The 13,015-nt window shown below is 48.9% G+C and carries 17 protein-coding genes; 3 read left to right on the top strand and 14 right to left on the bottom strand.

The annotated features are described in order from the left end of the window. Window positions 1-7 precede the first annotated feature (7 nt). From DX130_RS24450 to DX130_RS24420, 8 genes are all read right to left on the bottom strand, one after another. Window positions 8-1,198: a DUF2800 domain-containing protein gene (locus DX130_RS24450; protein ID WP_116049852.1), complete on the bottom strand. Its 1,191-nt coding sequence runs from the start codon at window positions 1,196-1,198 to the stop codon at window positions 8-10. Further along, on the bottom strand, window positions 1,195-1,608 hold the full coding sequence (locus DX130_RS24445) for a hypothetical protein (protein ID WP_116049851.1): 414 nt from the start codon (window positions 1,606-1,608) through the stop codon (window positions 1,195-1,197). Before DX130_RS24445 ends, DX130_RS24450 begins: the two co-directional genes overlap by 4 nt. 114 nt (window positions 1,609-1,722) lie before the next feature. After that, window positions 1,723-1,974, bottom strand: a complete 252-nt coding sequence (locus DX130_RS26640; RefSeq protein ID WP_165861443.1) for an AbrB/MazE/SpoVT family DNA-binding domain-containing protein — start codon at window positions 1,972-1,974, stop codon at window positions 1,723-1,725. After that, window positions 1,974-2,876 carry a DUF7666 domain-containing protein gene (locus DX130_RS24435; protein ID WP_116049847.1) on the bottom strand — a complete coding sequence of 301 codons (903 nt, stop codon included), beginning with the start codon at window positions 2,874-2,876 and terminating at the stop codon, window positions 1,974-1,976. Before DX130_RS24435 ends, DX130_RS26640 begins: the two co-directional genes overlap by 1 nt. 230 nt (window positions 2,877-3,106) lie before the next feature. After that, a complete protein-coding gene (locus DX130_RS24430; RefSeq protein ID WP_116049844.1) occupies window positions 3,107-3,841 on the bottom strand; it encodes a phosphoadenosine phosphosulfate reductase domain-containing protein in 735 nt (244 codons plus the stop codon). Window positions 3,842-3,939: 98 nt separating this feature from the next. Further along, entirely contained in the window at window positions 3,940-4,155 is a 216-nt protein-coding gene (locus DX130_RS26265; protein ID WP_133297971.1) for a hypothetical protein, read from the bottom strand. 17 nt (window positions 4,156-4,172) lie between these two features. After that, a complete protein-coding gene (locus DX130_RS24425; RefSeq protein ID WP_165861445.1) occupies window positions 4,173-4,448 on the bottom strand; it encodes a group-specific protein in 276 nt (91 codons plus the stop codon). Next, window positions 4,420-4,704 (bottom strand): helix-turn-helix transcriptional regulator, encoded by a 285-nt coding sequence (locus DX130_RS24420; protein WP_116049842.1) that lies wholly within the window; start codon window positions 4,702-4,704, stop codon window positions 4,420-4,422. The genes DX130_RS24425 and DX130_RS24420 overlap by 29 nt, the downstream gene beginning before the upstream one ends. A gap of 174 nt (window positions 4,705-4,878) precedes the next feature. Here DX130_RS24420 and DX130_RS24415 point away from each other — a divergent pair, with 174 nt between their 5' ends. From DX130_RS24415 to DX130_RS24405, 3 genes are all read left to right on the top strand, one after another. Continuing rightward, window positions 4,879-5,208: a helix-turn-helix domain-containing protein gene (locus tag DX130_RS24415; protein ID WP_276310913.1), complete on the top strand. Its 330-nt coding sequence runs from the start codon at window positions 4,879-4,881 to the stop codon at window positions 5,206-5,208. A gap of 3 nt (window positions 5,209-5,211) precedes the next feature. After that, a complete protein-coding gene (locus DX130_RS24410; protein ID WP_116049838.1) occupies window positions 5,212-5,670 on the top strand; it encodes an ImmA/IrrE family metallo-endopeptidase in 459 nt (152 codons plus the stop codon). 97 nt (window positions 5,671-5,767) lie between these two features. Further along, entirely contained in the window at window positions 5,768-6,913 is a 1,146-nt protein-coding gene (locus tag DX130_RS24405; protein WP_116049836.1) for a tyrosine-type recombinase/integrase, read from the top strand. A 59-nt stretch (window positions 6,914-6,972) separates the two neighbouring features. On the opposite strand, the gene sufB is transcribed toward DX130_RS24405, so the two are convergent. The 6 genes from sufB to DX130_RS24375 all read right to left on the bottom strand — a co-directional run bounded on the left by sufB (window position 6,973) and on the right by DX130_RS24375 (window position 12,849). After that, complete coding sequence (gene sufB, locus DX130_RS24400; RefSeq protein ID WP_116049834.1) at window positions 6,973-8,370, bottom strand: Fe-S cluster assembly protein SufB; 1,398 nt, start codon at window positions 8,368-8,370, stop codon at window positions 6,973-6,975. Window positions 8,371-8,375: 5 nt separating this feature from the next. Beyond that, window positions 8,376-8,804, bottom strand: coding sequence for a Fe-S cluster assembly sulfur transfer protein SufU (gene sufU / locus DX130_RS24395; protein WP_116049832.1), 429 nt, complete (start codon window positions 8,802-8,804; stop codon window positions 8,376-8,378). Next, window positions 8,791-10,017, bottom strand: a complete 1,227-nt coding sequence (locus DX130_RS24390; RefSeq protein ID WP_116049830.1) for a cysteine desulfurase — start codon at window positions 10,015-10,017, stop codon at window positions 8,791-8,793. The genes sufU and DX130_RS24390 overlap by 14 nt, the downstream gene beginning before the upstream one ends. Further along, entirely contained in the window at window positions 10,014-11,321 is a 1,308-nt protein-coding gene (gene sufD / locus DX130_RS24385) for a Fe-S cluster assembly protein SufD (protein WP_116049828.1), read from the bottom strand. Before sufD ends, DX130_RS24390 begins: the two co-directional genes overlap by 4 nt. 22 nt (window positions 11,322-11,343) lie before the next feature. Beyond that, a complete protein-coding gene (sufC, locus tag DX130_RS24380) occupies window positions 11,344-12,123 on the bottom strand; it encodes a Fe-S cluster assembly ATPase SufC (RefSeq protein WP_116049826.1) in 780 nt (259 codons plus the stop codon). A gap of 141 nt (window positions 12,124-12,264) precedes the next feature. Then, window positions 12,265-12,849: a DUF1802 family protein gene (locus tag DX130_RS24375; RefSeq protein ID WP_116049824.1), complete on the bottom strand. Its 585-nt coding sequence runs from the start codon at window positions 12,847-12,849 to the stop codon at window positions 12,265-12,267. Window positions 12,850-13,015: the final 166 nt, after the last annotated feature.

The raw sequence follows: 13,015 nt of genomic DNA, 5'->3' as shown, positions 1-13,015 counted from the left end.
TTTGGTTTTAAGTTTCAAATTCTTCTCCATCAAAATCGTTTTCCACGCTATTCAGCTCCGGCCGCTTGTCCGTCTCTACAACGAGCACAGGCTTGCCCTGAGGCTTAAGGATTAGATCACCAATCAGCACAGCTAACTCCTTCTTGCCGATTTTCTTCTCCAAGTCTCCGATTCCTAACAGTTCCTGCGGTTTAAGGTAGTAATCAGAATCTATGGCTGCGGCTTCAAGTTTCACCTTCACCGCTTCTTTATCCGTGATAACACGATTGCTGCGGCCCTCGACCAGCTTCCAGCCAGGTACACGCTGACCACTTTTAGCTTGATCAAACGCGAATCCTTGGACATCCTTTGCCCACGCTTGAAGTTGTTCGGCAATCGTAAGAATCGAGCCTACTTCTTCCAAACTAAGCAGCGCCGGTTCCTTGAACTCGTAAGCCAGCGCAGCCATGTTCTGATCGGCACGCGCCCGGCAGTTTCCCTTCACCTTGCACCAGCGGCAGTGCTCGCCTGCCTTATGTTCACCTTCGCCAGCGTCAGCCAGCGCAGCTGCGGGCATCACAATATCCTCTGCCCAAGCAAGCAGCTCATCCACCGTCATCGTGTCACTGCTGACACTGTCGAGGCGCGGCTGGACGATCGTCATGCGGATTTCACGAATGTCATACAGAAAGTTATAAGCCGACCAGGCACCAAGAGCATATAGCCGCATTTGTGAGTTATCAAACGCACTGACTGGCACGCCCTTGCCGTACTTAAGGTCAATGATCTCCATCACGCCATCAGCAATCAGCACCACGTCGCCTGTACCATAACCGTTCGGCACCCATTCGCTGAAATCCAGACGCTCCTCCAGCAGCATCACTGCGTCCGCAGTTCGAGCCCGAGCTTCCATATACCGCTCTTCTACGATCTCACAATACTCCGAAATCGCCTTTTCCATCTCCGGACCGTAAAACTCATTCGCTTGGATCTTCTCAAGCTCTTTGTCGAGCTGCTCCCGTTGCTTCGAATTACATATCATTAGCCTACGCTCCAGCTTGTTCTCACTGAGCTCATGCGCCAGCGTACCTTCATCAGCGAACGCGCTGCGGGTATCAGGAATATGTTCCTGCAGCCGGGCACTCGGCGGGCAGTTGATCCACTGCGCCGCCTTAGATGCACCCAACAAGGAATGAGCGCGAGCAGCATGGGCCGTCAAGTCAGTGCCTCCAGCTCCTTGAGGAAAGCAAAGCGCTTATTGTTTGGAATATCCGAAACTTTCGGCACGCCGTATTTATCCAGCAACGCTTTGACCTTCTCACGGCCGATGGACTTAGCTTTTTCCAATGATGCAGCACGCAGCTGAACATCAGTCGGCACTTCTTCCTCTTCAAAGCCCAGGTCGTCCTCTTGTCGCTCTTGTTCGTCGTCTTTCTCAGGCTCCGACGCAGGTTCTTCTTTCGGCGGCTTCGGCTCAGGCTTGGAACGCTGACGCTTCGGTGCATCCTCCTGCTTCGCTTCCTGTGCAACTAGCACTGGAGCTGTACTGCCGAACCCCGCGGCAAGAGATGATAATTCTTTCAAAGCTTCGGCGGCGTCTGCGCCGTTAATGTTAATTTGAACTGGCATGAATAAGTTCCTCCTCGCAATATGTGCAAATGAATTGGTTATTAATAGATTGATGATGAACTTCCTGATCGCAAATCTCGCAGACCGGAGGCAATAAGTAGATATCCACCCGACTCATCGCCTTGCTACCGTCCGCGCCGCAGATGTACGGCATGATAGACAAAGGTTTTTCCCGTTGACCTTGGCCAGATTGTCCTCCGCCGCGCAAAGGACGCAACCTGGCATATAGCGCCGCAGCGAGACGACTTGTCCGCTGACCGTGATCTCGATTTCATCCTGAGGAATCCATTCGAGTTGACGCTGGATCTCCCGAGGGACAACGATACGGCATAGATCATCAAGCTTACGCACGATACCTTTAGGCATTAGCTAGACACCCCCACAAACTCACCATTGCGAAGCTCATACCATGTGTCAGGCTTAAGAGTTTCACCATCAATCTGAGCCGACTTAACGCAAACAGGTTCGTATCGTCCCAAATTACGATTCCAAGTCCACTCCGCTAAAGTGATCCAGTTGCCGATCTGTCCGCGAATACGGCTATCCACCCCGATTGCAGCCCCTACAGAAGATTCGCCTTTTAGGGCAAGCCGGGCACTGTCACCGCTGCTGGCAAGCTGGGCACCGTAACCGCTGCTGGCAAGCTGGGCACCGTAACCGCTGCTGGCAAGCTGGGCACTGTCACCGCTGCTGGCAAGCTGGGCACCGTAACCGCTGCTGGCAAGCTGGGCACCGTAACCGCTGCTGGCAAGCTGGGCACTGTCACCGCTGCTGGCAAGCTGGGCACTGTCACCGCTGCTGGCAAGCCGGGCACTGTCACCGCTGCTGGCAAGCTGGGCACCGTAACCGCTGCTGGCAAGCCGGGCACTGTCACCGCTGCTGGCAAGCCGGGCACCGTAACCGTCTGCGTCGCCTTCTGACGGGGTAACCTTATTTGGATCGTTCCAGCACTTCTCCCACAGGAAATCGAATGATGCTTTGATGAAGCCAGGCAAACCAAGCTTTGCGCCAATATGGATTTTATTCGTAGCTACTTTATTGCCGTCACGGTCGATATCACCCAGAGCTTCAACTGCAGCAAACTCGGATACGTCGCCGTTATCATCTATTAACGGGTAGTACTCCAGCGTGTCCAGCGGATTTTCGCAAAAATGGTATCCGTTTCTGCAAGCTTTCGGATTACCGTTCACGCTGAACGTCTCACCCTCTTTGAACTGATGACCACGACAGATAAGACCCTTTTTGAATGCCTTTACACCTTTAACCATTGATATTTGCCTCCTGTTGGGGTACACTGACCCTGAATAGTGTTATTGCTGTGCAGGTTATTGCGGGTTAGGAGCCGCGATAGCCTTTTTACTTTCCCGCCAGCTCATGCTGGTGTACTGACTTTTGTAGACGCTACGCATGCTGGGCTTGTCCGTGCAGCACATCAGCTGCAGTAAGTTACCTTTTACCCGAAGGCGCTGAGCCTTGGACATTGTCTTCTCACCTCCCTTCAAATATAAATACCGGTTCTTTCTTCTAAGGTGATCGGGTCTCTGCCTTTCGTAAACATCGTGTGCCCGATTTTCCTTTCAAGGTCCACGTATCGACGGTAGAGATCCGGATTGCACCTGGCGCCATGCCGGAGGTCGTTGACACTTCCCATGATGCAGAACACACAACTCAATCGCTCGTTGCCGTCCGCATATGCCCAGAATGGTTCTTGCCCGGCGTCCTTGATGTACTGGAATACTTGTTGGGTAGTCCAATCGAAAATCGGCATCCAATCCCATACATCACGATGACCGCAGCTTTCGGAAGCGTTGAATCGGAAAGGCTCTTTCTTGGCACGGGCCGTGGATTCCGCAGCTCGTATCCCCATGCAGTTAACTCCAATTCGCAAACCGCGATCTTTAAGATAATGGCGTATGAATTTCATAATCGGTCCGCGTTTTAAATCACTGGTGCATTGACGATGCTTAGCTGACGGCCACATACCGCGAGCATCAACCATTTCGAGAAATTCTTTATTAGCCCGTACTGTGAACACTTCATGTTCTGTTGTAGTCAAGATGTGTTCTTGAACGCCTTGCCATTCCACATCGCCGAGGTCAGCATGAACGACAACGATTTGATGATCAGGCACCAGAGTCCGAAGATAGGCGTACATGGCTTGGCTGTCTTTGCCACCACTGTGAGAGCAAAAGAATATTGCGCCCTGGTCAATCAATTGTTGGATTCGTTCCATGCTTAAGCACCCACTTTCAAATTCTCCATCCAAGCTTTTCAGCCTCGATCACCGCCCAGGTCAAGAATGGAAACCTGTTTGAATCAATGCAAGCTCGATTATAACGATCGGCTAGATGGTCCAGCAGCTCGTCCGGTATCGGCACCCTTTGCCACCTCCCCCTTAGAGTCTCGGACGTTATATACCTTGACTGGACCAGATAAGGCAGCCAACTCGTCCGGCTTGTCCAGCAAGCTGTCACATGGCAACGTCGCACGTTTGTAGCGGTTGTAGTAGTGGTCACCGGGCTCTAATCGATCCTGCAGATAGGACATCTGGCTAACCTCCTCAATTAAGATGGTTGTTTACGTATCCAGTCCTCAAGAAAAGATCTTGTTTCCCTTGCCGGGAAGTACCACTTCTTTCCGATCTTATGTTTTGGGAAACCTGGATTAAAAAAGAATTGCTCTTGAATGAAATTCCAGCTCATGCATGTCCGCCGCATTAACTCCTTGGCATCCCAATAGATGTACTCAGCATCTGCTTCCTTGACCATTTCATTAATCTGTTTTCGGATCTGATCCATAACAATCGATTCGTCAATTTGAATGGACAACGAACTGTTCATGGGTTACCTCCTCGCTTTGTTTCGTTTTCGAAACTTGAGGGTAAATAAAAAAGTCATCCGCAGGAATACTGAATATTGCACACATTTTTCGCACTTCTTTCAGCGAAAAGTCACCACCGGTACCATTTAGGTTTTGATTTACTGCATACCTTGACTTCCCAAGCATTGTGGCCAATTCTTGCTGCGAACACCCATTTTCAAATAAGTACGCTTTGAACTTAGTGTATGGGGTGTGTCGACGTTTTAATTCCTTCATGCACTCACCTCCGTATTTCTTTTTCGAAACGCCGTACCCCGATTATAGACCCCGCTTGTTTCGATGTCAACAACATTTTATATGATTTAGACCAATTTTTGTTGCGTTATCGAAACATATATGATAGTATTTGTTTAGACTAATCTAAACAGAGGTAAAATTGGAGGAATTAACGTGTACTCATTGGGTAGGAAATTAAGAGACTTGAGAAACAAAAAAGGTTGGACCCAAGATGAACTTGTCGATAAGATGAACCGCCAATTTAACATAAATATTAATAAAAGTATGATTTCTAAATGGGAAAACGGATCATCTGAACCAACTTTGGAGAATGCTAGATATTTGGTCCAAATATTTAATATTTCACTTGATGAGCTACTTGGCATTAATGAGCCAGACACTATTGCCGCACATCACAACGGAGAGGAATGGACTGAGGAAGAACTAGCCGAAATTGATCAGTTCAAAAAGTTTGTTCGCATGAAAAGACAAAAGGAGAATTAATACATGGAGTATGAGGCGTTACTACAAGTTGCTGAGAATCAAGGAATTTGCACTTATGAAAAGCTAATGCCTCGTGGAATAAAAGGACTTTATGCGGACAAAGTTATATGGATCAATAAACGAATGCCCTTAACCGAAAAAACCGCCATTCTTGCGGAAGAACTCGGACACTACTTTACGAGTGATGGCAACATACTCGATCAGACTGATTTAATGAATCGTAAGCAGGAACTGCGCGCTAGACAATGGGCTTACCAATGTATGCTCCCACTGGATCGAATCGTACAAGCACACCACGCACGGATATCTGGGCGCTACGATTTAGCCGAATATCTTGGTGTGCCTGAGGAGTTTTTACAAGCAGCAATTGATCGCTTTACCGGAAAGCACGGACTTTCCGTCAGAGCTGATGGCCGGCATATTGTAATGTTCGACCCGCTCGGAGTTATAGAAGTCTTCTAGACCAATTTATACCCTTTTTAGTTCTTGCGAATCCCAGCCGCAAGGCTGTTTATACATAGCATTTAACAGAACGTACATTCTTATAGGAGATGGTGAGATGGCTTCATTTCGAAAGCGTGGAGGAAAATGGGAATATAGAATCACATACACAGATCGCAGGACAGGTAAACGACGGGAGAAGACCAAGGGAGGGTTTGCAGCTAAGAAAGAAGCCCAATTAGCGGCAGCCGCTGAGGAATTAAACATTGAAGAACGAGGATTTGCAGAGAACGGAAATGAATCCATCGCCACGTATATTGAGAAGTGGTTGGAAACATATAAGAGACCTGCAGTTAAACTTAATACTTATCTTCTTCAAGAAAGAAATGTACGGCTTAACATACTGCCTAGATGGGGAAATTATCGTCTTAAAGACATAACTCGCTCTGAATACCAGAAATGGGTAAACGAGTTACGCAATCATTATAGTGAAGGAACCACCAGAAGAATTCATAGCATTTTTGCAAGTGCCATTAATGATGCAGTGTATGAATTCGGGATTTTACGTGATAGTCCTTTAAAAAAAATAAAGATCATAAAGGATGAGAGTGAAAATACAGGAAAGATTAAGTTTTTTACCACAGAAGACTTGGAAAAATTACTCACATCAAGTGTTCCAATTAAAAACTCGAAGTATCAACACTCGCGCCATTACCAGGCTCTATTCACTTTACTTGCAAGAACTGGCGTAAGAATTGGAGAAGCGCTTGCACTAACTTGGGGTGATTTCGACTTTGCATCAAGCACACTATCGATTAATAAAACATTGATCTACCCCTTGAATTCTACACCACGCATAACGTCACCTAAGACAAAATCAAGCATTCGAACCATCAAATTGGACGATCAAACACTAAAGTTAATGAAATCCTATAAACTTAATCAAAAGGAAACTTTGCTTATGTACAGGTACAAAAAATCCGATAAGGATCTTGTTTTTCACCAACAAGACGGGAGATGGCTTCGTATCAATGTTGTACGTGAATACATGAAAGAAGTTTGCAAAAGAATCGGTTTGCCACAGTTGTCTCCTCACGCACTAAGGCATAGCCACGCCGTCCATCTACTTGAGGCAGGCGCAACCATAAGATATGTTGCTAGTCGGCTAGGACACGCATCAATTAAAACGACAGAAAAGTATTTACATGTAACTCGTAAAATAGAACAAGACGCCCTTGCCTTGTATGCCCAATACGTAAAATAGTGTGGGCAAAACATGGGCAACGGCGTCTTAAAATCCTCGAAAACCCCGTAATATAAGGCTTAACCTATACTACCTTCCATCTCAAACTTGATGAGACGGTTCATCTCTACGGCGTATTCCATTGGCAATTCTTTGGTGAATGGCTCGATGAAGCCCATAACGATCATTTGAGTCGCTTCATCCTCCGACAAGCCGCGGCTCATCAGGTAGAACAATTGGTCCTCAGACACTTTCGATACAGTAGCTTCATGCTCCAGCGTAATGTTGTCGTTCAGAATCTCGTTGTACGGAATCGTATCTGACGTCGACTCGTTATCCAGAATAAGCGTATCGCATTTGATGTTCGCCTTCGCGCCATCGGAGTTGCGTCCGAACGATGCAAGGCCGCGGTACGTTACTTTGCCGCCATGCTTACTGATCGACTTGGATACGATAGTGGAGCTTGTGTCAGGCGCCAGATGCGTCATTTTCGCGCCTGCGTCCTGATGCTGGCCTTTGCCTGCAACCGCAATCGACAGTACCATACCTTTTGCACCACGACCGCGAAGTACAACAGCCGGGTATTTCATCGTCAGCTTGGAGCCGATGTTGCCGTCAATCCATTCCATTTGCGCATTCTCATCCGCAACTGCACGCTTTGTAACGAGGTTGTAGATGTTCGGCGCCCAGTTCTGAATAGTTGTATAACGAACGCGGGAATCCTTTTTGCAAAGAATTTCTACAACTGCGCTATGCAGCGAGTTCGTGCTGTAAACCGGGGCCGTACAGCCCTCTACGTAGTGAACGGAGCTGCCTTCGTCCGCAATGATCAGCGTACGCTCGAACTGACCCATGTTCTCGGAATTGATACGGAAGTAAGCTTGCAGCGGGATATCACACTGTACGCCCTTTGGCACATAGATAAAGCTGCCGCCCGACCATACCGCGCTGTTCAGCGCCGCGAACTTGTTGTCATTCGGAGGAATGATGGTACCGAAATATTCTTTCATCAGTTCAGGATACTCGCGAAGAGCCGTGTCCGTATCCGTAAAGATAACACCTTGCTTCTCCAGATCCTCCTGCATGCTGTGGTAGACAACCTCGGACTCGTATTGAGCCGATACGCCTGCCAGAAATTTTTGCTCCGCTTCAGGAATGCCCAGCTTGTCGAACGTTTCCTTAATTTCTTGCGGAACCTCTTCCCATGTCTTGCCTTGCTTCTCGGAAGGCTTGACATAGTACTGGATTTCGTTAAAATCCAGATCATCCAAATCCCCGCCCCAACGCGGCGTTGGCATTTTGTAGAACTGCTCAAGCGACTTCAGACGGAATTCCAGCATCCATTCCGGCTCGTTCTTCATCTCGGAGATCGTGCGGACGATTTCCGGAGTCAGACCTTTACCCGATTGGAAAATCGCCTTATGCTCGTCGCGAAAACCGTATTTATATTCTTCCATTTCCGGCATCGATTTAGCCATTCATCTCACTCCTTGTTTTGATTTTCGATTCCTTTGCGCAATGCGTTCCACGCAAGCGTCGCGCATTTGATGCGTGCAGGAAATTTATTTACGCCAGACAGCGCCTCAATATCCTCATTTTCTTCGAACTCGACCGGCTCGCCTTTCATCAGAGCGGAAAACTTCTCCGCCATTTGAATAGCCGAATCGAACGACTGTCCTTTCACAGCTTCCGTCATCATCGATGCGGAGCTCATGCTAATGGAGCAGCCTTCGCCCGTGAACTTGGCGTCTACGACCTTGCCGTCCACAACCTGAAGCTGCAGCGATATGCGATCTCCGCAGGTCGGGTTGTTCAAGTTAATCGTAACGGCCTCATCCTCCAGCGTTCCGCGATTGCGAGGATTTTTATAATGGTCCATTATAACTCTGCGATACAAATCATCCAATTGCATGACCGAAGAACTCCTTTGTTTGAATTAGGCCGTCGGTTAACCGATCGATATCCTCTTCGGTATTGTATAGATAGAAGCTTGCTCTAGCCGTCGATGATACATTCAACCATCTCATCAGCGGCTGGCAGCAATGATGGCCCGCTCTTACAGCAATGCCCTTCGAATCCAACACGGTAGCAACATCATGCGGATGTACATCGTCCAGATTGAACGTAACGAGTCCTACCCGATTTTCTTTAGGCCCGAAGATGGTAATCCCGTCAATCGTCGACAGCTTATCGTAAGCATATGCCGCAAGCTGCTTCTCATGACGGTCAATCTCATCCATTCCGATGCTCTCCAGAAAGTCGATAGCGGCACCCAGTCCTACCGCACCCGCAATCATCGGCGTTCCGCCTTCGAAGCGATACGGTATTTCCTTCCACGTCGAGTCGTACAGCTCCACGAAATCAATCATTTCGCCGCCGAATTCAATAGGCTCCATTCCGTTCAGAAGGTCCTTCTTGCCGTATAGAGCGCCAATACCGGTCGGACCGCACATTTTGTGGCCTGAGAATGCGTAGAAGTCTACGCCCAGCTCCTGTACGTCAACTCGCTTATGCGGCGTGCTCTGCGCGCCGTCTACCACCATTATAGCACCATTACGATGAGCAATGGCAGCAATGTCTTTGATCGGGTTAACGACACCCAGCACGTTCGATACGTAAGTGACCGATACAACCTTCGTATTCGGCGTAATCGTATTCTCCACATCGGCAAGCGAGATCGTGCCATCCGGCTGCAGCGGAATATATTTGAGCGTAGCGCCTGTCGCTTTGGCAGCCTGCTGCCATGGAATCAGGTTACTGTGATGCTCCATCGGCGTGATGACGATCTCATCGCCTTCTCCACAGACGGTTCTAGCATAACCCGATGCTACAAGATTAAGCGCTGTTGTCGTACCTCTTGTAAAAATGATTTGCTCCGGCGTCTCCGCGTTCAAAAATGCGGCAACCTTCGCACGGGCGCCTTCATAAGCGTCCGTCGCCCTGGAGCCAAGCGTATGAACGCCACGATGGACGTTCGCATTATCCAGCTCGTAGTAACGTTTGACCGCATCAATGACGGAGCGCGGCTTCTGAGAAGACGCCGCGCTATCCAGGTAAACGAGCGGATGCCCGTTTATCTCTTGATGCAATATCGGGAACTCTTCCCGTATCGCATGTATATTCATCCCTCTAGCTTCCTTTCGAGCAAGCGCTGGAGCTGCGTCCGTACCGCCTCGACCGAAATTTCGGATACGACCGGAGCCAGGAATCCGTAAATAATTAACCGCTCAGCGTCTTGCCTGCTTATTCCTCTGGACATCAGGTAGTAGACTTGCTCAGGGTTGACTTGGCCTACGCTTGCCGCGTGACCCGCCGTTACGTCGTCCTCGTCGATCAACAGAATCGGATTCGCGTCACCGCGCGCTTTAGGACTAAGCATCAGAACTTTTTCAGTCTGTACGCCGTTCGCCTTAGTCGCGCCATGCTCGATTTTCGTGATGCCGTTAATGATTGCCGATGCGGAGTCCTTCATAACTGCGCGTGTAATCATGTTGCTGTCGGAGCTCTTGCCGAAGTGTACCGCTTGCGTCGTCAAGCTCATTTGCTGAGCATTCTTGCCCACGCTGATGACCTTAACTTCGGAAGTGGAGCCTTGGCCCTGCATGATCGACTTCGTGTCGGATAACGTGTGACCGTCGTTCAAGTCGCCGATAACCCACTCTACACGTCCGTCATTCTCGACAATGGCGCGGCGCAGCGTCAAGTCCACACCCTTTTCGCCAAGAGAATGAACCGAACCGAAGCGTACCAAAGCGCCAGGTTTAACGAATACTTCCACGACAGATGGATGAACGAATTCACCGTTGATCGAGCCTTTGTCAGATACAACCGTATCTACATAAGATACACGGCTGTTGCTGTCTGCAACGATCAGCACATGCGGAGCAAAAGTCGCTTCCGCCTTGTCATTGAACAGTACGGCTTGAAGCGGAAGCTCCACTTCTACGTTTTTCGGTACGTATACGAATACGCCGCCGTTCCATAGTGCTGCATGAAGAGCGGTCAGCTTGTCTTCATCCTTCTTCACAGCCTGGAACAAATATTGCTGAACGAGATCGCCATGCTCCTTGCATGCCGTCTCCAAATCTGTGAATATAACGCCTTTGGCAGCCAGTTCAGCCGACAATTGCTTCCATACAACACCGGAATTGTGCTGCACAAGCAGATTCTCCGTACCTTCTGCAATCAGCTCCTGCACATCAGCAGGAAGATCCCCTAGCGACGACGCCGATGCAGGCGTCTCGTATCCGCCTACAGCTGTCAGGTTCCAACGCTCAATGCGAACCTTCTCCGGCTTCGGCCACGGAAGCGTGCCAGCAAGCTCCGCTGCTTCTCCGCGAAGCGCGACCAGCCATTCCGGCTCGCCCTTGCCGCGAGCAAGCGTCTCGGCAGAACCGCGGTCAGTCGGAGTGGTTAGTTGTGTACTCATAGTATATGTCCCCCTTCTCCGATTAAGCTTGGCCTACGGTTTCGTCTGTAATGCCTAGTTCTTCCTTCACCCAATCATAACCTTCGTTCTCGAGGCGCTGAGCAAGCTCAGGTCCGCCCGACTTCACGATACGACCTTGCATCATAACGTGAACGAAGTCAGGAGTAATATAGTTCAGCAAACGCTGGTAGTGTGTAATGATCAGGAAGCCGCGCTCTTCGGAACGCATCGCGTTCACACCGTTCGCAACAATGCGAAGAGCATCGATGTCAAGACCGGAGTCAATCTCGTCCAGTACGACGATTTTCGGATCAAGCAGCAACATTTGAAGAATTTCGTTACGCTTTTTCTCGCCGCCGGAGAAACCTTCGTTCAAGTAACGGTGAGCGAACTCAGGGTTCATCTCCAACTCTTTCATTTTGCCTTCCATTTGGCGAATGAACTTGATCAAGGAGATTTCGTTGCCTTCCTCGCGACGGGCATTGATTGCGCTGCGCAAGAAGTCAGAGTTCGTAACGCCAGGAATTTCGCTTGGATATTGCATAGCGAGGAACAGACCTGCGCGAGCTCTCTCGTCTACTTCCATCTCCAACAGATCTTCGCCGTTAAGCGATGCGCTGCCAGCCGTTACTTCATATTTCGGATGTCCCATCAGAGCCGAAGCAAGCGTACTTTTACCTGTGCCGTTCGGGCCCATGATAGCATGGATTTCGCCGCCTTTGATTTCAAGGTTGATGCCCTTCAAAATCTCTTTTCCTTCGATCTCGGCTTTCAGGCCGTCGATGACAAATTGTGTTGCCATATTATACTGATCCCTCCAAGGTTGGTTTAATCGTAGATTAGGTGATTCTCAATGATTCTCAATAATCATTTTAATATAACTTTAGTTATAAATCAATGTACGTGTTGAGGAAAGGCCCTCTTCAAGCGAGAATTTACGTCCTTATCTTCCGAGTGCCGACAAGATTCGATCGACTTCTATGTCGAACTGCTCTTGCGTCAGAACAGGCTTCATAGCCGGCTCGGCAATCTCGTCCTCTATTCTTACCCAAGATTTGCATCCGGAGTATGTAGGCCTCATGGGAGCATAGACTGGTTGTTCGAGCTTGTACACTCTCAGCAATAATAGGTGAAGCGGATTCTTCTTCTTCCACTTGAGGCGCTCCTCGGCGAATGTATCGGTCCAAATATGCGTATCGCGCAGCTTGTCCAGCGTCTCTTGATCCGTAATCTCAATATCCCGCTCTACTTCTGCATAAGCCGACAGCTTGATCGTATCCGCTTCAGGCGACCACTCCCGCAGCGTTTCATCCATCCCGTCGCGATATTCCTCCTTCAGCAGCTCCTTCCGCTGATGCTCATAAGCGGGCATTAAGTAGAAGCTTTGGCTCAAAAGTTGAAAATCTCTCGTTTCCTCAATTATGCCGCCCTTGCGCATGACGATAATTTGCTCTCCATCATATAGCGCCTTTACAGAAACAGCCCATTCCTTCAATGCGATTGCCTGTCGTGTCAATCCTTCTGTCATCCTCGCTCCCCCTCCATCTGGCGGTTATTTCCTGAATGCCGCCTTCCTCTCTCTCTATTTTGAAAAAAACAGCCCGCGAAGTCAATCATTGGCGCCCAAAGGTATTCCATGGCGAAATAATATCCATTATACTAATAGGCATGGTAATGGAACGAATAGAGAAATC

The sequence above is a fragment of the Paenibacillus paeoniae genome, from assembly GCF_003388735.1.
Lineage (GTDB): Bacteria > Bacillota > Bacilli > Paenibacillales > Paenibacillaceae > Pristimantibacillus > Pristimantibacillus paeoniae.
Note: the sequence above shows the minus strand (reverse complement) of the source record. Positions and strands in the feature narration are given on the sequence as shown.